This is a genomic window from Streptomyces sp. NPDC111802 (genome assembly GCF_055634335.1).
In genome coordinates this window covers 16,432-40,166 of the sequence record NZ_JBVKCZ010000036.1, presented here as the reverse complement: position 1 = coordinate 40,166, position 23,735 = coordinate 16,432, and the positions used below count along the sequence as shown (strand labels likewise).

20 protein-coding genes and 1 tRNA gene are annotated in these 23,735 nt (G+C 71.8%); 10 read left to right on the top strand and 11 right to left on the bottom strand.

Going from position 1 to position 23,735, the window contains the following annotated elements; genetic code table 11:
- The first annotated feature begins 167 nt into the window (after positions 1–167).
- Together ACZ7NC_RS32470 and ACZ7NC_RS32465 are read left to right on the top strand one after the other, a co-directional pair.
- Positions 168–1,892, top strand: coding sequence for a S8 family peptidase (locus ACZ7NC_RS32470; protein WP_471493345.1), 1,725 nt, complete (start codon positions 168–170; stop codon positions 1,890–1,892).
- Between the two features lie 35 nt (positions 1,893–1,927).
- Positions 1,928–2,500 carry a hypothetical protein gene (locus ACZ7NC_RS32465; RefSeq protein WP_471493342.1) on the top strand — a complete coding sequence of 191 codons (573 nt, stop codon included), beginning with the start codon at positions 1,928–1,930 and terminating at the stop codon, positions 2,498–2,500.
- 60 nt (positions 2,501–2,560) lie between these two features.
- Here the strand turns inward: ACZ7NC_RS32465 and mshC are convergent, their stop codons facing one another.
- The 4 genes from mshC to ACZ7NC_RS32445 all read right to left on the bottom strand — a co-directional run bounded on the left by mshC (position 2,561) and on the right by ACZ7NC_RS32445 (position 6,012).
- Positions 2,561–3,790 (bottom strand): cysteine--1-D-myo-inosityl 2-amino-2-deoxy-alpha-D-glucopyranoside ligase, encoded by a 1,230-nt coding sequence (gene mshC / locus ACZ7NC_RS32460; RefSeq protein WP_471493340.1) that lies wholly within the window; start codon positions 3,788–3,790, stop codon positions 2,561–2,563.
- 95 nt (positions 3,791–3,885) lie between these two features.
- Entirely contained in the window at positions 3,886–4,704 is an 819-nt protein-coding gene (locus tag ACZ7NC_RS32455; protein ID WP_471493338.1) for an SCO1664 family protein, read from the bottom strand.
- A complete protein-coding gene (locus tag ACZ7NC_RS32450) occupies positions 4,668–5,258 on the bottom strand; it encodes a DUF3090 domain-containing protein (RefSeq protein WP_471493336.1) in 591 nt (196 codons plus the stop codon). Before ACZ7NC_RS32450 ends, ACZ7NC_RS32455 begins: the two co-directional genes overlap by 37 nt.
- Positions 5,259–5,325: 67 nt before the next feature.
- Entirely contained in the window at positions 5,326–6,012 is a 687-nt protein-coding gene (locus ACZ7NC_RS32445; RefSeq protein ID WP_471493333.1) for a histidine phosphatase family protein, read from the bottom strand.
- A 62-nt stretch (positions 6,013–6,074) separates the two neighbouring features.
- Between ACZ7NC_RS32445 and ACZ7NC_RS32440 the strand changes: the two genes are divergently transcribed.
- The gene (locus ACZ7NC_RS32440) at positions 6,075–7,073 is read left to right on the top strand and encodes a magnesium and cobalt transport protein CorA (RefSeq protein WP_471493331.1); all 999 of its coding nucleotides are present in this window, start codon (positions 6,075–6,077) and stop codon (positions 7,071–7,073) included.
- A 31-nt stretch (positions 7,074–7,104) separates the two neighbouring features.
- Here ACZ7NC_RS32440 and ACZ7NC_RS32435 read toward each other — a convergent pair whose 3' ends face one another.
- Positions 7,105–7,893 carry a ferritin-like domain-containing protein gene (locus ACZ7NC_RS32435; RefSeq protein ID WP_471493329.1) on the bottom strand — a complete coding sequence of 263 codons (789 nt, stop codon included), beginning with the start codon at positions 7,891–7,893 and terminating at the stop codon, positions 7,105–7,107.
- A 239-nt stretch (positions 7,894–8,132) separates the two neighbouring features.
- Positions 8,133–9,188, bottom strand: coding sequence for an LLM class F420-dependent oxidoreductase (locus ACZ7NC_RS32430; RefSeq protein WP_471493326.1), 1,056 nt, complete (start codon positions 9,186–9,188; stop codon positions 8,133–8,135).
- A gap of 185 nt (positions 9,189–9,373) precedes the next feature.
- On the opposite strand from ACZ7NC_RS32430, the gene ACZ7NC_RS32425 reads away from it, so the two are divergent.
- Both ACZ7NC_RS32425 and ACZ7NC_RS32420 read left to right on the top strand, forming a co-directional pair.
- The gene (locus tag ACZ7NC_RS32425; protein ID WP_471493324.1) at positions 9,374–10,357 is read left to right on the top strand and encodes an aldo/keto reductase; all 984 of its coding nucleotides are present in this window, start codon (positions 9,374–9,376) and stop codon (positions 10,355–10,357) included.
- On the top strand, positions 10,354–12,540 hold the full coding sequence (locus tag ACZ7NC_RS32420; protein WP_471493321.1) for a helix-hairpin-helix domain-containing protein: 2,187 nt from the start codon (positions 10,354–10,356) through the stop codon (positions 12,538–12,540). The genes ACZ7NC_RS32425 and ACZ7NC_RS32420 overlap by 4 nt, the downstream gene beginning before the upstream one ends.
- Positions 12,541–12,656: 116 nt before the next feature.
- Here the strand turns inward: ACZ7NC_RS32420 and ACZ7NC_RS32415 are convergent, their stop codons facing one another.
- Complete coding sequence (locus ACZ7NC_RS32415; protein WP_471493318.1) at positions 12,657–13,388, bottom strand: hypothetical protein; 732 nt, start codon at positions 13,386–13,388, stop codon at positions 12,657–12,659.
- 47 nt (positions 13,389–13,435) lie between these two features.
- Between ACZ7NC_RS32415 and ACZ7NC_RS32410 the strand changes: the two genes are divergently transcribed.
- A complete protein-coding gene (locus tag ACZ7NC_RS32410; protein WP_005485166.1) occupies positions 13,436–13,624 on the top strand; it encodes a DUF5703 family protein in 189 nt (62 codons plus the stop codon).
- Positions 13,625–13,743: 119 nt separating this feature from the next.
- Here the strand turns inward: ACZ7NC_RS32410 and ACZ7NC_RS32405 are convergent, their stop codons facing one another.
- From ACZ7NC_RS32405 to ACZ7NC_RS32395, 3 genes are all read right to left on the bottom strand, one after another.
- Complete coding sequence (locus ACZ7NC_RS32405; protein ID WP_471493316.1) at positions 13,744–14,559, bottom strand: chaplin; 816 nt, start codon at positions 14,557–14,559, stop codon at positions 13,744–13,746.
- A gap of 146 nt (positions 14,560–14,705) precedes the next feature.
- Positions 14,706–14,939: a chaplin ChpH gene (gene chpH / locus ACZ7NC_RS32400; RefSeq protein ID WP_030954008.1), complete on the bottom strand. Its 234-nt coding sequence runs from the start codon at positions 14,937–14,939 to the stop codon at positions 14,706–14,708.
- Between the two features lie 130 nt (positions 14,940–15,069).
- On the bottom strand, positions 15,070–16,395 hold the full coding sequence (locus ACZ7NC_RS32395; protein ID WP_471493314.1) for a M20/M25/M40 family metallo-hydrolase: 1,326 nt from the start codon (positions 16,393–16,395) through the stop codon (positions 15,070–15,072).
- A 188-nt stretch (positions 16,396–16,583) separates the two neighbouring features.
- Here ACZ7NC_RS32395 and ACZ7NC_RS32390 point away from each other — a divergent pair.
- The 3 genes from ACZ7NC_RS32390 to ACZ7NC_RS32380 all read left to right on the top strand — a co-directional run bounded on the left by ACZ7NC_RS32390 (position 16,584) and on the right by ACZ7NC_RS32380 (position 22,284).
- A tRNA-Leu gene (locus ACZ7NC_RS32390) sits at positions 16,584–16,671 on the top strand.
- A 313-nt stretch (positions 16,672–16,984) separates the two neighbouring features.
- The gene (locus ACZ7NC_RS32385) at positions 16,985–20,839 is read left to right on the top strand and encodes a Pls/PosA family non-ribosomal peptide synthetase (protein ID WP_471493311.1); all 3,855 of its coding nucleotides are present in this window, start codon (positions 16,985–16,987) and stop codon (positions 20,837–20,839) included.
- A gap of 77 nt (positions 20,840–20,916) precedes the next feature.
- Positions 20,917–22,284 (top strand): M1 family metallopeptidase, encoded by a 1,368-nt coding sequence (locus tag ACZ7NC_RS32380; RefSeq protein WP_471493309.1) that lies wholly within the window; start codon positions 20,917–20,919, stop codon positions 22,282–22,284.
- Between the two features lie 38 nt (positions 22,285–22,322).
- On the opposite strand, the gene ACZ7NC_RS32375 is transcribed toward ACZ7NC_RS32380, so the two are convergent.
- Positions 22,323–23,024: a FadR/GntR family transcriptional regulator gene (locus ACZ7NC_RS32375; RefSeq protein WP_471493307.1), complete on the bottom strand. Its 702-nt coding sequence runs from the start codon at positions 23,022–23,024 to the stop codon at positions 22,323–22,325.
- A gap of 137 nt (positions 23,025–23,161) precedes the next feature.
- Here ACZ7NC_RS32375 and ACZ7NC_RS32370 point away from each other — a divergent pair, with 137 nt between their 5' ends.
- Entirely contained in the window at positions 23,162–23,680 is a 519-nt protein-coding gene (locus tag ACZ7NC_RS32370; protein ID WP_471493305.1) for a gluconokinase, read from the top strand.
- Positions 23,681–23,735 lie beyond the last annotated feature (55 nt).

Below are 23,735 nucleotides of genomic sequence, written 5' to 3'. Positions count from 1 at the left end.
GGTTCCGGCCGGATTGCACACGGTGCCCAATTCAACTTGTTCTCAAACCAAGTTGGCGAAAACAGTCTGGACGGACCGAGCTGTGCGTGCTTGGTTGTGATGCGAAGGCGAAGGCGCGCCGCACCACCCGCACTTGGCAACCCAAGGATCGAAGGGAGCGGCAGACGATGACCGACCAGACAGAGCCGGCGCAGGGCCCGGGAGCGTCCGGGCCGGGCCCCGACGGAGCGGGATTCACCTATCGAGGAGCCGAGCGGGAACTGATCGTCGTCGCCCGTCCCGAGGCACGGCTGCGTGCCCAGGCCGAGGGTGTGCGGTCGGTGGCCGGCGCCGATGTGTCGGCTCTCAACATGTTCCTCACCGACGAACAGCTCACGCTGGAGCCGCTGTTCGGCAGCGAGGAGCGACTTCAGCAGGCCACGGCCGCGGACGACGTGCCGGACCTCGCGCTGTTCTACCGGGTGGGCGGCGGCCGGAGCCGTGCCGAGGAACTGCGGGCGCGGATCGCCGCGTTGCCGGGGATCGACACGGCGTATGTGAAGCCGGGTGCCGTGCCCGCCTCACTCGGGCCGTTCGGTGAGGTCGGCGGGCGTCTGAAGGAGGGCACGCCGGTCACGCCCGACTACAGCGGCCGGCAGGGCTATCTGCGGCCCGCGCCCGAGGGCGTCGACGCCCACTGGGCGTGGCAGCGGCCCGGCGGCGCCGGTCGGGGCGTGACCGTGATCGACGTGGAGGGCTCCTGGCAGCTGGGCCACGAGGACCTGGCCGGCAAGCTGGCCGGCATCGTCGTCGGCACGCCGGTGGCTGACCTGGCCTGGCGCAACCACGGCACCGCCGTGATCGGGGTGATCGGCGGCGACCGCAATGAGTACGGAGTCACCGGCATCGTGCCGCAGACGGTGACCGCGGCCGCGTCCTTCCAGGACATCGGCACGGCGGCCGCGATCCACGCGGCGGCCGAGCGGCTGAGCCCCGGTGACATCGTGCTGGTCGAACTCCACCGCCCGGGACCGCGGTTCGAGTATGCCGAACGCGACGACCAGCGCGGCTATGTCGCCCTGGAATGGTGGCCGGACGACCTGGCCGCCGTCCGCCACGCCACCGCCAAGGGCATCGTCGTGGTGGCGGCCGCGGGCAACGGCGCCGAGTCGCTCGACGACGGGCTCTACGAGCGCCGCCCGGACGAGTTCCCCGAGTGGTGGCGCAACCCCTTCAACCCGTCCAACCCGTCCTCCGGCGCGGTCCTGGTCGGCGCGGGCGCCCCGCCGCCCGGCACGCACGGCCGCGACCACGGCCCGGACCGCTCACGGCTCGCGTTCTCCAACTACGGCGCCCGGGTGGACGCGCAGGGCTGGGGTCGCGAGGTGACGACGACCGGCGGCTTCTGGGACGGGCCCGGCGATCTGCAGGGCGGACCCGAGGAGATCGCCTGGTACACCGACACGTTCTCGGGGACGTCGTCGGCCTCCCCGGTGGTGGTCGGCGCACTGGCCGCGCTGCAGGGCATGCTCAAGGCGGCGGGTCAGCCTCCGATGTCCCCCGAGCGGGCCCGCGCGGTACTGCGGGCGACGGGTTCCCCGCAGCAGGACGCGCCGGGCCGGCCCGCCTCCCAGCGGATCGGCAAGCGGCCCGACATCAAGGCGGCGGTGACCTATCTGGTCCCGCAGGCGATCGGTTCGGGCAAGGCCGAGCGCTACTGGGACGAGTTGCTGCCCTATCCCCGTGAACTTCCGCCCCGGCTCCGGCTGTTCGTGGCCGGCGCTTGGCGGAACCTGAACCATCCGTCCCCCGAGATCCGTCAGGCGGTCCATGCCGCCTTCGCGGGGGGACGGCCCGATGTCCGAGTGTGGTTCTCGGACGACGAGATCGTCGGCCTGGTGACCACCGGCTGACGCAGCCCATCGCATCAAGGGAAGGTGACACCCGTATGAGCACCACCCCGCAGATGAGTCACATGGGACAACAGCAGGGCCAGCAGTACCCGAGCACATCGCCGTACCAGCAGCAGGGCTACGGCCAGCAGAACTACGGTCAGCAGCAGGGTTACGGCCAGCAGCAGCCGTACGGCATGGGCATGGCGGGCTCGCTGGAGCAGCTCCAGCAGCTCGGTCAGCAGCAGCCGTTCCAGCAGTTGCTCCAACAGCTGGCTCCGCAGCAGGACCAGCAGCAGGACCAGCAGGCTCAGCAGGCCGAGCAGCAGATGCAGCAGCAGTTGCAGCAGGTCGCGCTGTCCGCCGTACAACAGGTGGTCCAGCAGGTGCAGGCGCAGGCCCTGGCCTCCGGCGTGGCGAACGGCTTCATCGACATCGTCCACCCGCTTCAGGGGCAGCCGCACCAGATCTTCCTGCGCATCAACAACCAGTTCCGGGTCCTCAACAACCCCAACCCGCAGATCCATCAGCAGATTCAGCAGGCGTTCGCTTTCGGCCACCAGGTGGTCGGCATCTGGGACACCCAGGCGCCGAACGTGCTGCGCAGCGTGCGGATCCAGCGGATCTGACCGGTATCCGAGCGAGCACAGGGGCGCCCCCTCCGGCCAGGAGGGGGCGCCTTCTCGCTGTTACAGGGCCACGCCCAACAACGCGTCCACGGCCCGCGACACGACACCGGGGGCGCCGATGTCCGTGCCGCCCTCGGCGTCCTGCCGCGCGACCCAGCGGTCGACCGCGGCGAGCGCGGCCGGGGCGTCCAGGTCGTTGGCGAGGGCGTCGCGGATCTCCTCGACGACTTCCTCGGCTCCCGGTCCGTCGGGCCGGGACACGGCCGCCCGCCAGCGGCCGAGGCGGGCCACGGCCTCCTCCAGCACCTGATCGGTCCACTCCCAGTCCGCCCGGTAGTGGTGGGCGAGCAGGGCGAGCCGGATGGCGGCGGGGTCGACGCCGTCGCGACGCAGCTGGGAGACGAAGACGAGGTTGCCCTTGGACTTGGACATCTTCTCGCCGTGCAGCCCGACCATGCCCGCGTGGACATACGCCTTGGCCATGGGGAACTCACCGGTCAGCACCTGGGCGTGCGAGGCGCCCATCTCGTGGTGCGGGAAGGCGAGGTCGGAGCCGCCGCCCTGGACGTCGAAGCCCATCCCGAGGTGGTCGAGGGCGATGGCGACGCACTCGATGTGCCAGCCGGGCCGGCCGCGCCCGAGCGAACCGCCGTCCCAGCTGGGCTCGCCCTCGCGGGCGGCCATCCACAGCATCGGGTCGAGCGGGTTCTTCTTGCCGGTCCGCTCGGGGTCGCCGCCCCGCTCGGCGGACAGCAGCCGCATGGCGGCGGCGTCGAGGCCCGAGACCTTGCCGAAGTTCGGGTCGGCCTCGACGGAGAAGTAGATGTCCCCGTCGAGTTCGTAGGCGGCGCCGGCGTCCCGCAGCCGCTCGACGAGCGGCACGATGCCGGGTATCGCCTCCACCGCGCCGATGTAGTGCTGCGGCGGCAGCATCCGCAGGGCGGTCATGTCCTCGCGGAAGAGGGCGGTCTCCTTCTCGGCGAGGGCCACCCAGTCGATCTTGTCGCGCTCGGCCCGCTCCAGGAGCGGATCGTCGACGTCGGTGACGTTCTGGACGTAGTGAACCTGCCGCTTGGTGTCGAGCCACACACGCTGCACGAGGTCGAACGCGTTGTAGGTCGCCGCGTGTCCCAGGTGGGTGGCGTCGTACGGGGTGATGCCGCAGACGTAGATACGGGCGACGGGACCGGGGTCGAGGGTGATCAGGCCCCTGGTCGCGGTGTCGTGGATCCTCAGGTCGCGGCCCTGACCGGGCAGGACGGGGACCTCAGAAGCGGGCCAGGCATACATGCCATGAGCCTAACCGGACGGATGTTCCGTACACGAACCGGACCAGGCCGGATGGCCGGTGAGGCGTTCTTGCGCGATACCCCGCCAGTGTGCTCCTACACGGGCGGCCAGGGAATGGCCGGCCACTCCCCGCTCGGCTCCGGATGTGTCCCGGACGTCAGCAGCGCCTCGACACGCGCGCGGGTGGCCGCCACCTCGGCGGCCGTGATCAGCCCGGCCAGCCGTACGGCCAGCGCGCCGCCCTCCTTCAGCCCGTCCCGCAGACCGCCGAGCACCTCCAGGGCCTCTTCCGTGAGCGGTTCGCCCGCCCAGCCCCACAGCAGCGTCCGGAGCTTGTTCTCGACGTTGAAGGTGACGCCGTGGTCGATGCCGTGGAGCCGGCCGTCCTCGGTGGGCAGCAGATGCCCGCCCTTGCGGTCGGCGTTGTTGATCACGGCGTCCAGGACGGCCAGGCGGCGCAGCCGCTCGTCGTCGGCGTGCACCAGCAGCGCGGTCCTGCCCTCGCCGACCTCGGCGAGACCGATCGCCTTCCAGCCGGGCTCGGGGTCCTCGCCGTCGACCAGCGCGAGCAACTCGGCCTCGGGCGTCGCCTCGATCCACAGCTGGACCATTCCCTCGCCGTACGGCCCCTCGCGCAGCACGGTGGGCGGTACGAGCCCCCAGCCGGTGGCCTCGGAGACCTCGTACGCGGCGACCTCGCGCTGCGCGAGCGTGCCGTCGGGAAAGTCCCACAGCGGCCGCTCACCGGCGACCGGCTTGTACACGCAGGACGCCTCCTGCCCCTCGTACGCCACCGTGCAGAACAGCGCCGCGTTGGACGCCTCCCGGATGCGGCCGCGCACGGCCAGCTCACCGGCGGTGAGCAGTTCCACCGAGGTCATGCGCCGCGGCGGTATCCGTTCTGGCGCGGACATACGTGTCCTTCCGGGTCGAGCGGGAGACTGCACAGCGGACACGGCGGCCGCCCGGCGTTGACGACGTCCAGGGCGCGCTTGGCGAAGGCCCTCGCCTGTACGCCGGTGAGCCGGACCCGCAGCATCGGGGGCCCGTTCTCCTCGTCCTGGAGCAGCCGCTCCTCGGCCTCGGCGAGGTCCTCCTCGGAGTCGGCGTCGAGCTCCACGAGGGCCTGCGCCTCGACGATCATGCGCTGCTCCTCGCCGTCCCAGGCGAGCGCCATGGTGCCGACGCGGAACTCCTCTTCGATGGGGGTGTCCAGCGGGTCGGTGTCGGCGACCTCGTTGGGCGCCATGGCGGGGACCGCGGCGCTGCCGCCGCTGCGCCGTACGACCTCGTCGAGCAGTTCGTCCATGCGCTCGGCGAGGGCGGCGACCTGGGTCTTCTCCAGGGCCACGCTGGTCACCCGGGAGCCTGCGGTGGCCTGGAGGAAGAACGTACGGCGTCCGGGCAGTCCTACCGTGCCGGCCACGAAGCGGTCCGGGGGGTCGTAGAGGAACACCTGACGGGACACGTCCTGTCTCCATTGGAATCGTGAGTACGGCGCTGCTTCGACCGCTTCACCCTACTGCGCCCGACGATCACGGTGCGCCCGCGCCGCCCCCGACCGTCGCATCGTCGGCCGGCGGTTCCTCGCGCGGGGCGAGGGACGCGAAGTCACCGGTGTCCCCGAGGCGTACGAGGAACGGCCTCAGGCGGGTGTAACGGATCGCGGTGATGGAACACGGTTCAACGGAGATCCTCTGGAAGAGGTCGAGATGAAGACCCAGCGCGTCCGCCACGAGCGACTTGATGATGTCGCCGTGGGAGCACATCAGGTACACGGCGTCGGCCCCGTGATCGCGCTCCACGCGCGCGTTCCACTCGCGTACGGCCTCGGCGGCCCGGGTCTGCATGGCCCGCATCGACTCCCCGCCGGGGAAGGCCGCCGCCGACGGATGGGCCTGGACGACCTCCATCAGCGGCTCGTCCTTGAGCTCGGCCAGTTTGCGGCCGGACCAGTCGCCGTAGTGGCACTCCCCGATCCGGTCGTCGGTGTGCGCGGTGAGGCCGGGCCGCGCGTCGAGAAGCGGCCGGATCGTCTCCTGACAGCGCTGCAGCGGGCTGGTGACGACCTCGGAGATCGGCAGCTCGGCGAGCCGTCCGGGCAGTGCGGCGGCCTGTGTGGCCCCGCGCTCGTCGAGGGCGACGCCGGGCGTCCACCCGGCGAGCAGCCCCTCGGTGTTGGCGGTGGAACGTCCGTGCCGGACCAGGATCAGCGTGGGCATGCCGCCCAGGGTAGGCGCACGACGGGGTGCGTTCGGGGGCGGACGGCGGGAGAATACGCTCCGTGATCGTCGACTGCGCCATCTACCGGGACGGGCGGCGGACGGAGGGGCCCGGGGACTTCTCCGACGCCCTGGACATGTGCCGTCTGCAGGACGACGCGTTCGTCTGGATCGGCCTGTACGAACCGACGGAGAAGGAGTTCGACAAGGTCACCGAGGAGTTCGGGCTGCATCCGCTGGCCGTGGAGGACGCCTTGAACGCCCACCAGCGGCCCAAGCTGGAGGTGTACGACGACTCGCTGTTCATGGTGCTCAAGCCGGTCGGGTACGAGCCGAAGAGCGACATCGTCTCCTCCGGCGAGGTCATGGTCTTCATCGGTGACTCGTTCGTGGTGACGGTGCGGCACGGCGAGGAGGCGCCGCTGGGGGCCGTCCGTGACCGTCTGGAGCACGAGCCGGAGATGCTGCGGCACGGTCCCACGGCGGTGCTGTACACGATCGCCGACGCCGTGGTCGACCACTACTTGGACGTGGCGGGCGAGTTGGGCACGGACCTCGCGGAGCTGGAGGCCGAGGTGTTCTCGCCGACCGGCGGCGGCTCCCGGCACACGGCCTCGCGGATCTACGCCTTCAAGCGGCAGATCACGGAGTTCCGCAAGGCCACCGGCCCGCTCGCGCAGCCCCTGTCCCGGCTCGCGGGCACCGGCCTGATGGGCCCGCGCGTGCCCTTCGTGCACGACAAGGCGCAGCCCTTCTTCCGCGACGTGAGCGACCACCTCACGCGCGTGAACGAGTCCGTGGAGGGCCTGGACCGGCTGGTCTCCGACGTCCTCTCGGCGCATCTGGCGCAGACGAGCGTCCGGCAGAACGACGACATGCGGAAGATCTCCGCGTGGGCGGCCATGGCCGCGGTTCCCACGATGATCGCGGGAATCTACGGCATGAACTTCGAGCACATGCCGGAGCTGCACTGGATCGGGTCGTACCCGGCGCTGATCGTGGCCATGGCCGCCATCGAGGTGCTGCTGTACCGGCTGTTCAAGCGCCGGGGCTGGCTGTAGTCACGCGCGCGTGACGCGTCCCGGATGCGGCTCAGGCGAACTCGGGTGCCGAGGTGGCGGGTCCGCCGAGGGCGTCGCGTCGCTCCGGCATCCTCAGGGACACCATGCGCCGCCAGCCCGCGAACCGCTCCCAGGCGTACACGGCGTGGATGCCGGCGGCGAGCACGGCGGCCTTGGCCCGGGGCCAGCCGAGGATGCGTCCCATGTGGTCCATGACCGCGAGGCTGACGTCCCGGTAGATCCGGATCTCGGCGAGCGCGCACTCGCGCAGGGTGCGCTGGATCAGCCGGCCGTGCCCCGCGGCGGCGAAGCGCAGCAGTTCCTCGTGCGTGTAGGCGAGGTGGTTGTCCTCGTCGTTGGAGATCATCCGCACGGCCTTGCCGATCACGGGATGGTCGGCGAAGTACGTGCGGAGCATGATCATCTGGTCGGAGGCGCGCTGCTCGGTGACCCGGCTGTGCGCGAGGTAGATGATGATGTCGTCGACCGTGAGCGGCTTGTCGGCCTTGAGCTTGTCGTGGGCGAGCCCGATGCCGTGCTGTTCCAGAAGCATCGTGTAGTCGGTCTCGGGCGGGACGGGGACGGGTCGCAGTCCCCGCTTCTTCAGCAGGGCGTTGAAGATCCGCCCGTGCTTGTCCTCGTCCGCGCCATGCCGGGTGATCTTGGGAGCCATGGCTCGCTCGCTGTCGGGCACGAGCGCGGCGATGCGCGTGTTCTCCCAGCCGCCCTGGGTCTCCCCGCTGGCCGCGATGGAGCAGAACAGGCGGAAGGACTCGTCGTTGTCGAGGATCTCGTGGAACAGGCTCTTGGCCGAAAGCATCGTGGGGCACCTCTCTGCAGGACGCCGCAGGATTCCGCAAAGAACGAGTCAAATGCGGTGAGAGAGGTGCTGCAACAGCTACGACGGACAACTCCGCCAAAAGAATGACCATCGGGGTCACGACGGGGGCGTAACCGCGTGGGCACGCGCGCGTTGTTCTGCGTGACGGCCGTGGCGGGGAAGACCCCCGAGCCCCCACCACGGCCGCTGAAACTTCCCCAGGTCCCATGCCGCTCGCGTCACGCGAGACCGGCGCGCTCCAGGGCCTCGCTGCCGGCGCGGAGCGAGGCGAGACGCTCGTCGAGGGTGAAGCCCGCGGGTGCGAGGGACAGGGTGGTGACCCCGGCCGCCGCGTACGCCTTCATCCGGTCCGCGATGCGGTCGACGGAGCCGAGCAGCGTGGTCTTGTCGATGAGGTCCTGCGGTACGGCGGTCGCGGCGCCCTGCTTGTCGCCGGAGAGGTACTTGGTCTGGATCTCGGCGGCTTCCTTCTCGTAGCCCATGCGCTGGGCGAGCTGGTTGTAGAAGTTCTGCTTGGGGCTGCCCATGCCGCCGACGTACAGCGCGGTGTAGGGGCGGAAGGTGTCGGCGAGCGTGGCCACGTCCTTGTCGTCGCCGACGGCGAGCGGCAGGGTCGGGCAGACGTCGAACCCGTCGAGGGTCCTGCCGGCCTTCTCGCGCCCGGCGCGCAGGTACTTGACGGTGGTGTCCTCCAGGTGGTCGGCGGAGGGGAAGATCAGCAGGGCGCCGTCGGCGATCTCGCCGGTCTGCTCCAGGTTCTTCGGGCCGATGGCGGCGATGTACAGCGGGATGTGCTCGCGCTGCGGGTGCACGGTCAGCTTGATCGGCTTGCCGGGGCCGTCGGGCAGCGGCAGCGTCCAGTGCTGTCCCTCGTACGTCAGGCGCTCGCGGGTCATCGCCTTGCGGACGATCTCGACGTACTCACGCGTGCGTGCCAGCGGCTTGTCGAACTTGACGCCGTACCAGCCCTCGGAGACCTGCGGCCCGGAGACACCGAGACCGAGCCGGAAACGGCCGCCGGAGAGCGAGTCCAGGGTGGCGGCGGTCATCGCGGTCATGGCCGGCTGGCGGGCCGGGATCTGGAAGATGGCGGAGCCGACGTCGATGCGCTCGGTCTGGGCGGCGACCCAGCTGAGCACGGTGGCCGCGTCCGACCCGTACGCCTCGGCGGCCCAGCACACGGCGTACCCGAGCCGGTCGGCCTCCTGCGCGACGGCGAGATTGTCCGCGTCCATTCCGGCACCCCAGTAGCCGAGGTTGATCCCGAGCTGCATGGCCGATCCCCTTACCGATCAGTAACGTCCCTTGTGGGCCCGACCTTAGCGCGGGGGACCTCCGGCGGGGAGGCCGATGTGGCGGGCGTCGCCCGGCAGGCCCTGCGCAGCCCCGGTGACCTTCCTGAAAACTGGTTATCCACAGGCCCCCACATGGCAGGTTCTGGCCAGTAATCTCGGCGTTCATGGAGCAGAGGCATCTCGGCCGCACCGGCCTGCGCGTGTCCCGTATCGGGCTCGGCACCCTCACCTGGGGCAGGGACACCGACGAGCACGACGCGGCGGACCTCTTGAAGACGTTCTGGGAGGCGGGCGGCACCCTCGTCGACACGGCGGACGTGTACGGCGACGGGGAGGCCGAGTACCTGCTGGGCCGGCTCATGGAGGGGCTGGTCCCGCGGCGGGACCTGGTCATCTCGACGAAGGCGGGCAGCGTGCCCGACCCGGACCGCCGCTTCGACGGCTCGCGCGGCCATCTGCTCTCCGCGCTGGACGCCTCGCTGGCCCGGCTCGGCACGGAGTACGTCGACGTCTGGCACATCCACGCCTTCGACCCGTACACCCCGCTGGAGGAGACCCTCCAGGCGCTCGACATCGCGGTCAGCAGCGGTCGCGCGCGGTATGCGGGCGTCTCCAACTTCTGCGGCTGGCAGCTCGCCAAGGCGGCGACCTGGCAGCTCGCGGCGCCCGGCATACGGACCCGGCTGGCCAGCACCCAGCTGGAGTACTCGCTGCTCCAGCGGGGCGTGGAGCGCGAGGTGCTGCCGGCCGCGCTCGATCTGGGCGTGGGCCTGCTCCCCTCCTCCCCGCTCGGCCGTGGGGTCCTGACCGGCAAGTACCGCAACTCGACGCCGCCGGACTCGCGCGGCGCCTCGGAGCATCTGGCGCCCTTCGTCGCGCCGTACCTCGACGACACGGCGAGCCGGATCGTGGACGCCGTGCAGACGGCGGCCGACGGTCTCGCCGTCTCCCCGCTCCAGGTCGCCCTCGCCTGGGTCCGCGACCGGCCCGGCGTGACCGCGCCCGTCATCGGCGCGCGCAACGCCCAGCAGCTCACGGCGGCGTTGTCAGTGGAGGCCCTTAGTCTTCCTGACGAGATCTGCCGGGCGCTCGACGACGTGTCGGCGCCGGTGCACCGCTATCCCGATCACGACTGGAGCACGCTGTGAGCACGGAGCCACCCGAGACCACGGAGAACACGCAGCCGGGGACGCCGGGGGCCGCGACGGAGGGCGGGTCACCGGGGACCGAGGGTGCGGGTGCCGCCGAGGGCGGCGTCGGCGAGGGCGTCGCGAACGAGACGCCCACGGCCGAGGACGGCGACAGCGCGGCGAAGCTGTCGGAGGCCGAGGCCGAACTCGCCGCTCAGCGGATCGAGCGGGAGCGGATCGAGCGACGCAAGGCAGAGCGGGAGGGGCCCGTCGAGAGCGGGGGCAAGCTCAGCGGGACGGCCGCCGATCTGCTCGCGGCCGTACGGGCCGTGGAGAGCGGCGCGAAGCCCCCGGCCACCGTCTTCAGCGAGCCGCAGTCACCGCGTCGCCCGGCCCCGGAGCCGGCCCGCCGGCCGCAGCCCGTGCCGGCGCCCGGTACACCCACGGCCCCGGCGCCGGAGGCGGTCGAGTCCGTACGGGGCGTGCTGACCGAAGGCGGCGCTCCGGAGGCGCTCGCCGCGCAGGTCACCGCGGCGCTCGGCGAGGGTGCCGCCGACCGGTTGCGGGCGGACCCCTGGCAGTTGCTGCGGGTCGGCGGTGTACGGCCCGAGCAGGCCGACGGGTTCGCGCGGGCGCTGCTCGGCGCGGAGTGCGGACCGGACGACGAGCGGCGCGGGCGGGCGGTCACCGGCTGGCTGCTGGAGCAGGCGGCCCTGGCCGGGCACACGGCCCTGGAGCTGCCGACGCTCACCGCCGCGCTGGCCCAGCGGGGAGTGCCGGACGCCGACGCGGCCGTGCAGAGCGCCCTGGCCGAGGGCGACGCGCTGGCCTTCCAGGACGCCCTGGACGAGCCCGGCGCCCCGGTCGTACGGGACGAGGAGGCGGCGGAGGACGAGGAGCGGCCCGTGCGTGTCCTCGTCGGTCTGGAGCGGTACGCCCTCGCGGAGGAGAGCCTCGCCGACGGGCTGGCCCGTCTGATCAACTCGGTGCCCAAGCAGGACGGTTCGGCCGAGGAGTGGGAGCGGGCGGCGGGCGGCGCGGGCTCCGCCGCCGACCTGATCCGCGCGGTCGCGGCGAACGGGCTGGTCCTCCACACCGGCGGGGAGGCGTCGCGCGCCGAACCGGCGTCCCTGCTGCACGCGGCGCGGGATCTCGGGCTGCGGGCCTGGGCTGCCACGCACAGCGCGCTCGGCCGGGAGCGCTTCTCGGCGCTGCTGAGCGGAGCCGACGCCCCGGCGCAGACGGGAGGCGTCGCCACCGTCGCCGGCCTGCTCTCCGGTGCCGAAGGACCCGGCCGGGACGCGGACGGGGCGCTCGATCTGGAGCTGCTCGTCGTGCTCGACGCGCCGCTGCTGGACGTCGAGACGGCCGCTCTGCTCACGGAGTCGCTGCCGGACGGGGCCCGGCTGGTGCTGGCCGGGGATCCCGGGGTGCTGTGGTCGGCGGGGCCGGGGCGGGTGTTCGCCGATCTGCTGGCGGCGCGGATCTGCCCGCAGATCGCCTCGCGGCGGCCGGACCCCGGTCCCCTGGGCGAGCTGGTGTCCGGCATCGGCATCGGCGAGCTGAACCAGGTCGAGGCGCCCGGCAAGGAGGTCGTGATCGTGCCGGTGCGCGACGCGGGCGAGGCCGTGCACCGCACCGTGCAACTCGTCGCGGACTCGGTGCCGAGGGCGATCGGCGTCCCGCCGGAGGCCACCCAGGTGATCACGCCGGGCCACGGCGGCGAGGGCGGCACGCGCGCGCTCAACGCCGCGCTCAAGGAGCGGCTCAACCCCGGCCCCGGCCGCTTCGGCGGCTTCGACCCCGGTGACCGTGTCGCGTACTCCCCCGCGCCGGGGCGTACCGTGCCGGGCCGGGTGGTGAAGGCCGACGCGGAGGGACTGCACCTCGACTGCGCGGGCGAGGCCGTGGTCGTACCGAAGGAGCGGGTGGAGCAGTCCGTACGGCACGGCTGGGCCCTGACCGCCCATCAGGCGGCGGGCGGCCGGTGGCCGGCGGTGGTCGTCGTGCTGCCCAAGGACGCGGCCCAGGCCCTCAGCCGTCCCTGGGTCTACACGGCCTTCAGCCGCGCCGACCGCCACCTCTCCGTGGTGCACGGCGCGGAGCAGGCCCTCCTCCGGGCGGTGGCCGAGATCCCGGCCAAGCCCCGCACGACCCGGCTGCCGGTCCTGCTCGCACCACAGGTGCCGTCCGTGGGCTGACCGGCCGGACCGAGACGCCCCAGGGCCGCGGGGGGACTGCCCGCGCACACGACGGCGGCGGTCACGGAAATCCTCCGTGACCGCCGCCGTCGAAACAGCCGCGTCAGCGATCCGCGTCAGCGATCTACGTCCAGTGGTTCGAGGTCGTCCTCGTCGAGGTCCGTGTCGATCTCGTCCTCGAGGTCCTCGTCGCTGTCCTCGTCGCTGTCCTCGTCGTCCCCTTCGCTTCCGTCGGCGTCCAAGTCGTCGTCGAACACCGTGCTGACGTCGAAGCGGCAGACCACCCGCTGCGGGTCGACCCCCTCGAAGGGCGCCTCCAGCCATTCACCGGGGTCGGTCTGGTCGTCCGCCGCGGTCACCCAGAGCGTGGAGTCGCCCTCCTCCAGGCCGAACTCCTTGTGCCGGGAGGCGATCTCGTCCGGCTCGAACTCACCGAACAGGATGCCGAGCGCCCCGTGCACCGTGCCGGAGGCTTCCGCGTCCGCGCCGCCGTCGTAGTCCGCCGCCTCGACCCGCTGGGCCTGCGCCAGCAGCCGCTGCGGCTCGACCACGGCGTAGTCGCGGCGGATCAGCACGCTCAGCGCGTTCGGTTCCTCGGGGCCGATGTACGGCGGCAGCGCGTCCTCCGCACCGGGGATCTCGAAGGGGGTGACCTCGTCGTAGCGGTCGTAGAGCAGCTCGTCGTAGGTCTCGGCGGCCGCGGCCAGCTCGTTGAACGCCTCGTAGACGGCCGGATCGTCCTCACCCGACCGGCGTTCGACCGCGGCCAGGTGGCGGTCGAGCGCGGTCTTGACCGCCTCGGCGGCGGCGCGTACCTCGGCAGCGGTGGGCTGCACAGCATCAGACATAGTGCAGACGCTATCCGTACCGGGCCCCAGCCCGCACAATAGATGCGATGCCGGAATACGAATTTGTCGACGTGTACGTACCGCGCGGGGTCTCCCGCAAGGACGCCACACGCCTGCTGACGGACCATGCCGAGTACGGACACTGGGAGTTGGACCGCCTTAGCCTGCTGCGCGACGGCAGCCGCAGGGTGCGGTTGCGCCGCCGGATCATCCGCCAGGTGCGGGCGACGTGGTGAGCTGAGGCGACAGGAAGACAAGGGAGATTACGGGACGACACGGAGCGGGCCCCGCCGAGGCGGGGCCCGCTCCGTGTCCATCGGAGTCGGGCCGGACGTAGTGCCCGACGGGCTGCCGCCTACTCCGAGGGCCGCGCCTTGCGGTACAGCACCGCGCCCGCCAGCAGCGCACCCGCGCCGACCGGCAGGACGAGGCCCATCGGCAGGTCACTGCCGGTCTGGGCGAGCTGTGCGTCGCCCTGGGGCTGGGTGACGAAGTGGGCGCCCGGCTGGTTCGCGTGCGAGGAGCCGCCGCCCGGTGTCACGTCGCCACTGCCGGGCGGCGTGCTCGGGGAACCGGGGTGGGTCGGCTCGACCGGGTTTCCGGGGTTGCCCGGGTTCCCCGGGTTTCCGGGATTACCGGGGTTTCCCGGATTGCCAGGGTTCCCGGGGTTGCCCGGATTTCCGGGGTTGCCCGGCTGCTCCGGCGACCCCGGCGGGTTCTCGTGGCCGCCACCCGGCGGGGTGTGCCCCCCGCCGTTGCCGCAGTCGTTGCCCGAGCTGGGGTTGCCGATGCCGATGATGTCGACGCTGTTGCCGCACACGTTGACCGGCACATCGACCGGTGCCTCGACGTGGTTGCCGGAGCCGACACCGGGCGAGTCACTGGCGTGTCCGTCGGCCGAGGCCCCTGAGCCGCCGCCGGAGCCGCCCGTGTTGGCGCAGCTGTTGCCGCTCGACGGGTTGAGCAACCCGACGACATTGACGGTGTTGCCACAGACGTTGACCGGCGCGTGCACCGGCGCCTGCACCGTGTTGCCCGACAGCACGCCGGGCGAGTTCACGCTGGAGCCGTGTGCCCCCGCGCCGGTCGCGTGGGCCGTGCCGCCCGCGGCGGCGATGACGCCGGTCGCGGCCGCCACAGTCATCAGGCCCTTGCGGGTGACCTGTCGCATTTACTGATTACCTGCCTTCGACCTTGTTCCGAAAGGACGACGTCGGGAATTCCACCGACGTTCCGAAAGGCCGGTCGGCCCCGGAGCGCATGGCACGCACTCCGGGGCCGACGGGCTCAGCCCCATTCACGGGGCGAGGCACAACGTCACTTGTTGATGCAGGTGTTGCCGAAGGCGGGGTTCAGCAGCCCGATCACCGAGATCGTGTTGCCGCAGACGTTCACGGGGACGTGAACCGGAACCTGAACCACGTTGCCGGACAGGACGCCCGGGGAGTGCACCGCGGCACCCTGGGCACCGGAGTCGGCAACGGCCAGGCCCGCGCCCGCGAGAACCAGCCCACCGGTGGCAGCCGCAGCGGCGACGACCTTCTTGATCATTATTCCTCCTTGTTGGCAATGCGATCACAAGTAGCTGATCGCATCACCTGTAACGAGGAGGAACTAATAGGGCTACGACCTGATGAGCGCGTTCACTCTCCCCAGTCAGGTCCAGTACATCTGGACGAATTCAGGACCCGTCGATGAACCGGTCGAGCACCCGGACCCCGAACTTCAGCCCTTCCACCGGCACCCGCTCGTCGACGCCGTGGAACATGCCCGCGAAGTCCAGCTCCGGCGGCAGCTTCAGCGGGGCGAAGCCGAAGCCGCGGATCCCCAGGTCGTCGAAGGACTTGGCGTCCGTGCCGCCGGACAGCATGTAGGGGATGGCCTTCGCCGCCGGGTCCTCGGCGACCAGCGCGGACTGCATGGCGTCCACGAGTGCCCCGTCGAAGCTCGTCTCGACGGCCTTGTCGGCGTGCACGTCCTCGCGCTTGACCTTGGGCCCGAGGATCTTGTCGAGGTCGGCGAGGAACTCCTCCTCGAAGCCCGGCAGGAACCGGCCGTCGACGTGCGCGGTGGCCTCGCCGGGGATGACGTTGACCTTGTAGCCCGCGCCGAGCTGCGTGGGGTTGGCCGTGTTGCTGAGGGTCGCGCCGATGAGCTTGGCGATGCCGCCGAGCTTGGCGAGGGTGCCCTCCATGTTCTCCGGGTCGAGCTCGGTGCCGAGCGCGTCACCGAGTTCGTCGAGGAAGGCCCGGGTCGTCTTGGTGACCCGCACCGGGAACTTGTGCCGACCCAGCCGCGCGACCGCCTCCGACAGTTCGGTGATGGCGTTGTCCCGGTGGATCATCGAGCCGTGCCCGGCGGTGCCGGCCACGGTCAGCTTCATCCAGTGCATGCCCTTCTCGGCCGTCTGGATCAGATAGAGCCGCCGTTCCTCGCTCACCGTGAACGAGAATCCGCCCACCTCGCTGATCGCCTCGGTGACGCCCTCGAAGAGGTCCGGGTGTTTGTCGACGAGGAACTTGGCGCCGAACTTGCCGCCCGCCTCCTCGTCGGCGAGGAACGCGAGCACGATGTCCCGCGGCGGCTTACGGCCGCTGCGCAGCCGGTCGCGCACGACCGCCAGGGTCATCGCGTCCATGTCCTTCATGTCGACGGCCCCGCGCCCCCACACGCACCCGTCGGTGACCTCGCCGGAGAAGGGGTGGTGGGTCCAGTCGTCGGCGTTGGCCGGTACGACGTCGGTGTGGCCGTGGATGAGCAGCGCGGGCCTCGAGGGATCCTCGCCCTCGATGCGGGCCACGGTGGAGGCGCGCCCTGGGTGCGACTCGAAGATCTGCGGTTCGAGGCCCACCTCGGCGAGCTTCTCGGCGACGTACTCGGCCGCCTTGCGCTCACCGGGACCCGAGTGGTCGCCGTAGTTGCTGGTGTCGATCCGGATCAGCTCGCGGCAGAGGTCCACGACCTCGTCCTCGCCGGTGACGCCCCTGGTCGTGCCCGTCTCACTCACGCTGCTTCCTTCCGCGCGGTCGCTGCCGGTGGTCCCCCTCATCCTCCCCCGGGTGACGGCCCGGCCCAAGACCGGCCGCGACCCGTCACACGCAGTTCACGTCGCGACGGGGGGTGATCGGGCACCCCTCGAAAGCTGGTAATGTTTCCTCTGTCGCCGCGGGGGACACCCCGCACGACAGACACCTTGTCCGGGTGGCGGAATGGCAGACGCGCTAGCTTGAGGTGCTAGTGCCCTTTATCGGGCGTGGGGGTTCAAGTCCCCCCTCGGACACCAGCTGAAACCCCTGTCACCAGGGGTTTCTTGCTTTTCCGGGGCCCTGTGCCGCGGTCGTCCGGACGCCCTGTCCACACCTCCTCACCCACTGTGTGGGGCATGTCTCCTCCGCTTGAAGATCGCCAGGTCAGCACCTGTCGACCGCGCCCCCGAGCGCCCCGAACGGCCGTCCCGGGTGGCCGTTCAACAACCACGAACCTAGCTTCGTACTAAAATTTCCGGCTTGTTACGGAGCTGGAGCCGGACACCCCCAGGCAAACCTGCGGACCCGCCAGCGCCCCGGAGGCATCCGGGATCGAGACGCGAGGACCGGATGGCAGCGATACACGAGAGCGATGCTCTCGGCCTGCTCGACCAAGAGATCCGCGAGAAGTTCGGCGACACAGCCCGTTTCTCCGGGGGGCCGGCGGCATCCCCGCGCACGCTCGTCGACATCCTCGACGCGTCCGTGCGGTCGTATCCCGACGAGCCCGCTCTGGACGACGGCACGACCAGCCTGACCTACCGGGCGCTGGCCGTCGAGGTGGAGCGGCTGCGGCGCGGGCTGGCCGCGGCCGGGGTCGGACGCGGGGACCGGGTGGGCGTGCGCGTGCCGTCCGGCACCAATGACCTGTACGTCGCGATCCTCGCCGTACTGGCGGCCGGCGCCGCCTATGTCCCCGTGGACGCCGAGGACCCCGACGAGCGGGCCGAGCTGGTGTTCGGAGAGGCGGACGTACGGGCTGTCGTCGGGGCCGGCCACGAGCTGACCGTGCACTCGCGCGGCGAGGTTCCGGCCGCGCGGCCCGGCGTCGAGGACGACGCGTGGATCATCTTCACCTCCGGCTCCACCGGGAAGCCGAAGGGCGTCGCCGTCTCGCACCGCAGTGCCGCCGCGTTCGTGGACGCCGAGTCCGCGCTGTTCCTCACGGAGGAGCCGATCGGGCCCGGGGACCGGGTGATGGCGGGGCTTTCGGTGGCGTTCGACGCGTCCTGCGAGGAGATGTGGCTGGCCTGGCGGTACGGCGCCTGTCTGGTGCCGGTGCCGCGTTCGCAGGTCAGGAGCGGTGCCGATCTCGGGCCGTGGCTGGTCGAGCAGGAGATCACGGTCGTGTCGACCGTGCCGACGCTGGCCGCGCTCTGGGAGCCGGAGACCCTCAACGACGTACGCCTGCTGATCTTCGGCGGCGAGGCCTGCCCGCCCGAGCTGGCGCAGCGGCTGGTGACCGAGGGGCGCGAGGTCTGGAACACGTACGGGCCCACCGAGGCGACCGTCGTGGCCTGTGCGTCACTGATGAGCGGCGAGGAGCCGATCCGGATCGGGCTGCCGCTGAACGGCTGGGAGTTGGCCGTCGTCGACGAGGCCGGGGAGCCCGTGCCGATGGGCGCCAGCGGGCAGCTGGTGATCGGCGGGGTCGGGCTGGCCCGGTATCTCGATGCCGGGAAGGACGCGGAGAAGTACGCGCCGCTGCGGTCCCTGGGCTGGGAGCGGGCGTACCGCAGCGGGGACCTGGTGAAGGCGGAGCCGGAGGGGCTGGTCTTCCTCGGGCGGGCCGACGAGCAGATCAAGCTCGGCGGGCGGCGGATCGAGCTCGGTGAGGTGGATGCGGCGTTGCAGGCGCTGCCGGGTGTGGCCGGCGCCGCCGCCGCCGTGCGGACCGCTCGCAGCGGCAATCAGCTCCTGGTCGGGTACGTCGTCACCCAGGACGGCTGGGACCAGGCCGCCGCGGTCGAGAAGCTGCGGGCGGAGCTGCCCGCCGCGCTCGTACCGCTGCTCGCACCGGTCGACGACCTGCCGACCCGTACATCGGGCAAGGTGGACCGGGGCGCCCTGCCTTGGCCGCTGGAAGGCCTGGACTCCGGCGGACCGGCCGAGCAGCTCTACGGCACCGAGGCGTGGCTGGCCGAGCAGTGGACCGAGGTGCTCGGCATCCCGGTCACCGGCGCCGCCGACGACTTCTTCGCGATCGGCGGTGGCAGTCTGGCCGCCGCCCAGCTGACGACGCGGCTGCGTACCCGCTACCCGAGCGCTGCCGTCCTCGACATCTACCAGCAGCCGGTGCTGCGCAAGCTGGCCCGGCACCTCGAGGCCTCCGCGCACGACGACGGGGCGGAGCGCGTCATCGCGCCGGTGCCCCGGAGCGCGCAGCTGATGCAGCTGCTGCTGCTCGTTCCGCTGTTCACGCTGCTCGGTCTGCGCTGGACGGTCGTGCTGGCCGTGCTCGGCAATCTGCTGCCCGCCTACTCGTGGCTGCCCACCGCCCCCTGGTGGCTCCTCGCGGCCGGCGCCGCCGTGCTGTTCAGCCCGCCGGGGCGGCTCGCGCTGGCCGCCGGTGGGGCGCGGCTGCTGCTGCGGGGCGTGCAGCCCGGCCGCTACCCGCGCGGTGGCAGTGTGCATGTGCGGCTGTGGACGGCCGAGCGGCTGGCCGAGTTCACCGGGGCGACCTCGCTGACCGGGGCATGGCTGGAGCGGTACGCGCGGGCGCTGGGCGCCAAGGTCGGGTCCGACGTCGACCTGCACTCGCTGCCGCCGGTCACCGGGCTGCTCAAGCTGGGGCGCGGCGCCGCGGTCGAGTCCGAGGTGGATCTGTCGGGGTACTGGCTGGACGGCGACCGGCTGGAGATCGGCGCGGTCAAGGTGGGCGCGCACGCCGTCGTCGGCACCCGGAGCATGCTCTTCCCGGGCGCCCGCGTCGGCAAGCGGGCCGAGGTGGCCCCCGGCTCGGCGGTCACCGGGCAGATCCCGACCGGCCAGCGCTGGGCGGGCGCGCCCGCGGTCAAGCTCGGCAAGGCCAAGCGCAACTGGCCCAAGCAGCGGCCGAGCCGCGGCACGTACTGGCGTGTCATGTACGGCATCACGGGCTTCGTGCTCAGCGCGCTGCCGGTGCTGGCGGGGGCGGCCGCGTTCCTCGTGGCCCGGGTGTTCTTCACGCCGGACGCGCCCCTGACGGGCGCCGCGCTGGCTCTCGTGCCGGCGACGCTGGCCTTCGGGGCGGCGTACGCGCTGCTGATCCTGGTCGGCGTACGGCTGCTGAGCCTCGACCTGCGCGAGGGCACGCATCCCACGCACAGCCGGGTCGGCTGGCAGGCCTGGACCGTCACCCAGCTGATGGACCGCTCGCGCGACACCCTTTTCCCGCTGTACGCCGGGCTGGTCACGCCGGTGTGGCTGCGGCTGCTCGGGATGCGGATCGGGCGGGGCGCCGAGGTGTCCACGGTGCTCGCGCTGCCGAGCCTGACGACGGTCGGCGAGGGCGCGTTCCTGGCCGACGACACGCTGACCGCACCGTACGAGCTCGGCGGTGGCTGGATGCGGATCGGGCGCGCGGAGATCGGGAAGCGGGCGTTCCTCGGGAACTCGGGCATGACGGCGCCGGGGCGGAGCGTGCCGGACGGCGGGCTGGTCGGGGTGTTGTCGGCGACGCCGAAGAAGGCCAAGAAGGGCACCTCGTATCTGGGGCTGCCGCCGGTCAAGCTGCCGCGTGCCGCGGCCGACGGCGACGACAGCCGGACGTACGCCCCGCCGGCCCGGCTGCTGTGGGCGCGCGCGCTGGTGGAGCTGTGCCGGATCGTGCCGGTGTTCTGCTCGGCGGGGCTCGCGGTGCTGACGGTCGCCACGCTGTGTGCGCTGGGGGTCTGGGCGCCGCTGCTGTCAGGGCTGGTGCTGCTCGGGGCGGGGGCCGTCGCCGGCGTCGTCTCGATCGTCGCGAAGTGGCTGCTCGTGGGCCGGCATCACAGCGGTGAGCATCCGCTGTGGTCCTCCTTCGTGTGGCGCAACGAGCTGGCCGACACCTTCGTCGAGGTGCTCGCCGTGCCGTGGCTCGCGGGTTCGGTGCCCGGTACGCCGGTGATGACGGCGTGGCTGCGCGGGCTCGGCGCGCGGATCGGCAAGGGCGTGTGGGTGGAGAGCTACTGGCTGCCCGAGACCGATCTGGTGACGCTCGAGGACGCGGCCACCGTGAACCGGGGCTGTGTGCTCCAGACCCACCTCTTCCACGACCGGATCTTGCGGACGGATACTGTGGTCCTCCGTGCGGGCGCGACGCTGGGTCCTGGCGGGATCGTCCTGCCCGGCAGCGCGATCGGGGCCCGTACGACGCTGGGTCCCGCGTCGCTCGTGATGGCGGCGGAGTCGGTCCCCGACGACACCCGCTGGCTCGGAAATCCGATCGAGGCATGGCGACCCTGAGTACGGCCCACTCGGGGCCGGAGAGCGGTGGGCCGGCACTCAGTGGCAGCAGTACGGCGCAGGGAGCACAGACGGCAGTGGCAGTTCAGCAGACGGCGGGCGCGGACCCGTACTTCCCGGAGCACGGCGACCCCCGCTACCGGGTGCACCGGTACGAGCTCGCGGTGGACTACCGCCCCGGCCCGAACCGGCTGTCGGGGACGGCCCGGATCAACGCCATAGCGGGACGGGCGCCGCTCACCGAGTTCGTGCTGAACCTGGCCGACTTCAAGATCGGCCGGGTCCGGCTCGACGGACGGCAGCCGCACTACACCCACCGCGGCGGGCGCCTGCGCGTCCGCCCCGCCAAGCCGATCCGCGCCGGGGCGGCCTTCACGGTCGAGGTGCACTGGTCGGGCAACCCCAAGCCGGTGAACAGCCCCTGGGGCGGGCTCGGTTGGGAGGAGCTGGAGGACGGGGCACTGGTGGCGAGCCAGCCGATCGGGGCGCCGTCGTGGTACCCGTGCAACGACCGGCCCGCCGACAAGGCGTCGTACCAGATCTCGGTCACCACGCCGTCGGCGTACGCGGTGGTGGCGGGCGGGCGCCTGCTGACCCGTACGACCAAGGCCTCGACGACGACCTGGGTGTACGAGCAGTCGGCGCCGACGTCCAGCTATCTGGTCGGGCTGGCGATCGGGAAGTACCAGACGGTGCTGCTCGGGGATCCCGGGCCCGGCGGGGTGCCGCAGCACGGTCACATTCCGGCGCATCTGCTGCCGGAGTTCTCGCGGGACTTCGCGCGGCAGCCGGCGATGATGGAGCTGTTCCAGGGGCTGTTCGGGCCCTACCCCTTCGAGGAGTACGCCGTCGTTGTGACGGAGGAAGAACTCGATGTGCCGGTCGAGGCGCAGGGGTTGTCGCTCTTCGGCGCCAACCATGTGGACGGCGCGCGGGGTTGGGAGCGGCTGGTCGCGCACGAGCTGGCGCACCAGTGGTTCGGGAACAGTGTGTCCATCGCCGACTGGCGGCACATCTGGCTGAACGAGGGCTTCGCGAAGTACGCCGAGTGGCTGTGGTCGGAGCGCTCGGGCGGACGGACCGCGCAGCAGCACGCGGCGGCGGCGCACCGGCTGCTCGCCGGGCAGCCGCAGGATCTCAAACTGGCCGATCCCGGGCGCAAGTCGATGTTCGACGACCGGCTGTACCAGCGTGGCGGGCTGGTGGTGCACGCGGTGCGCTGTGCCCTGGGGGAAGAGGCTTTCTTCCGGATGCTGCGCGGGTGGGCCGGTCAGCATCGCGGGAGTGCGGTGACCACGGCGTCGTTCGTCGCGCATGTCGGGCGGTTCACGTCCGAGCCGGTGGACGATCTGCTGCGGGCGTGGGTGGAGCAGCCGGCGCTGCCTCCGTTGCCGGAGCAGGAGCTGCGGATTCCCGAGCAGCCCGCGTTTCCGCCGGGCGCCTGAGGGGCGGGCCGGTCGGCCGGGCACGGCGGCGGTCAGGACTACGGCGCCAGGATGTCCAGTTCCTGGAGGGCCCCGACGGTGATCTCGCGGGTCAGGTGCTCCGCCCGGGTCGCGTCGCCCGCGCGGACCGCCTCCGCGACCTGGACGTGCAGGGTGACCGCGGCCGGGTCGGGGTCCTCGAACATGACCTCGTGGTGGGTACGGCCCGCGAGGACCTCGGCGACGACGTCGCCCAGGCGTGCGAACATCTCGTTGCCGGAGGCGTTGAGGATGGCGCGGTGGAAGGCGACGTCGTGGAGGAGGTAGCCCTCCAGCTGGTGGCCGCGTGAGTGGGCGACCATGCCGAGGGCGCACTCGGTGAGTTCGGCGCACTGGTCGGCGGTGGCGTGCTTCGCCGCCAGGCCGGCCGCCACCGGCTCGATCGCCGAGCGCAGCACCGTGAGCGAACGCAGCTGCCCGGGGCGGTCCGTGCCGGCCAGGCGCCAGCGGATGACCTGGGGGTCGTAGACGTTCCACTCGGACCTGGGAAGGACCGTGACGCCCACGCGGCGGCGGGACTCGACCAGGTGCATGGACTCAAGGACGCGGACCGCCTCGCGCATCACCGAGCGGGACACATCGAAGCGCTGCGCCAGTTCGTCGGTGCGCAGCACGCTGCCGGGCGGGTACTCGCCCGCGGTGATCGCTGGGCCGAGGGTTTCGAGTACATGGCCGTGCAGACCCCGGCCCGGAGTGGTCATGCACTCAGCGTACGGGGTGGATCACGATCTCAAAAAGTCAGACTTATATGTCACAGGCTCTTGAATTCGTCGTACCTAATGCGTTTCAGTTGCGTCGACATCACGTGTCGACGAGGACAGCAGACAGTGAGGCAGCGATGAGTACCCCCCATGTCGTCGTGGTCATGGGCGTAGCGGGCACCGGGAAGACCACCATCGGTCCCCTGCTCGCGGCCCGGCTCGGCGTCCCCTATGCCGAGGGCGACGACTTCCACCCGGCGGCCAACATCGCCAAGATGTCGGCCGGCACCCCGCTCGACGACACCGACAGGTGGCCGTGGCTCGACGCCATCGGCGCCTGGGCGCACGAGCGGGCCGGGCTCGGCGGGGTGGTCAGCTGCTCGGCACTGAAGCGGTCGTACCGGGACCGGCTGCGGGCCGCTGCGCCCGGGGTCGTGTTCGTACACCTCACCGGTGACCGGGCCCTCATCGAGGACCGGATGACGCACCGGCAGGGGCACTTCATGCCGACCGCGCTGCTGGACTCGCAGTTCGCCACGCTCCAGCCGCTCCAGGCCGACGAGGCCGGAGTCGCCGTTGATGTCACCGGCAGCCCGGAGGAGATCACCGAACGGGCCGCCGACGCGCTGAACGGGCTTCCCGAGTCGGTCGCGTAGCACCTCCCGCAGCACCCCACCCCCCACGGCAGTACCCCCCTCCCCAACCCCCGTA

Excerpts from the sequence above, each read along its gene's own strand:
- ACZ7NC_RS32470 (WP_471493345.1), top strand. The coding sequence starts at position 168 with ATGACCGACCAGACAGAGCCGGCGCAGGGCCCGGGAGCGTCCGGGCCG.
- ACZ7NC_RS32465 (WP_471493342.1), top strand. The coding sequence starts at position 1,928 with ATGAGCACCACCCCGCAGATGAGTCACATGGGACAACAGCAGGGCCAG.
- mshC (WP_471493340.1), bottom strand. The coding sequence starts at position 3,790 with ATGTATGCCTGGCCCGCTTCTGAGGTCCCCGTCCTGCCCGGTCAGGGC.
- ACZ7NC_RS32455 (WP_471493338.1), bottom strand. The coding sequence starts at position 4,704 with ATGTCCGCGCCAGAACGGATACCGCCGCGGCGCATGACCTCGGTGGAA.
- ACZ7NC_RS32445 (WP_471493333.1), bottom strand. The coding sequence starts at position 6,012 with ATGCCCACGCTGATCCTGGTCCGGCACGGACGTTCCACCGCCAACACC.
- ACZ7NC_RS32435 (WP_471493329.1), bottom strand. The coding sequence starts at position 7,893 with ATGCTTTCGGCCAAGAGCCTGTTCCACGAGATCCTCGACAACGACGAG.
- ACZ7NC_RS32430 (WP_471493326.1), bottom strand. The coding sequence starts at position 9,188 with ATGCAGCTCGGGATCAACCTCGGCTACTGGGGTGCCGGAATGGACGCG.
- ACZ7NC_RS32425 (WP_471493324.1), top strand. The coding sequence starts at position 9,374 with ATGGAGCAGAGGCATCTCGGCCGCACCGGCCTGCGCGTGTCCCGTATC.
- ACZ7NC_RS32415 (WP_471493318.1), bottom strand. The coding sequence starts at position 13,388 with ATGTCTGATGCTGTGCAGCCCACCGCTGCCGAGGTACGCGCCGCCGCC.
- ACZ7NC_RS32410 (WP_005485166.1), top strand. The coding sequence starts at position 13,436 with ATGCCGGAATACGAATTTGTCGACGTGTACGTACCGCGCGGGGTCTCC.
- ACZ7NC_RS32405 (WP_471493316.1), bottom strand. The coding sequence starts at position 14,559 with ATGCGACAGGTCACCCGCAAGGGCCTGATGACTGTGGCGGCCGCGACC.
- chpH (WP_030954008.1), bottom strand. The coding sequence starts at position 14,939 with ATGATCAAGAAGGTCGTCGCCGCTGCGGCTGCCACCGGTGGGCTGGTT.
- ACZ7NC_RS32385 (WP_471493311.1), top strand. The coding sequence starts at position 16,985 with ATGGCAGCGATACACGAGAGCGATGCTCTCGGCCTGCTCGACCAAGAG.
- ACZ7NC_RS32375 (WP_471493307.1), bottom strand. The coding sequence starts at position 23,024 with ATGACCACTCCGGGCCGGGGTCTGCACGGCCATGTACTCGAAACCCTC.
- ACZ7NC_RS32370 (WP_471493305.1), top strand. The coding sequence starts at position 23,162 with ATGAGTACCCCCCATGTCGTCGTGGTCATGGGCGTAGCGGGCACCGGG.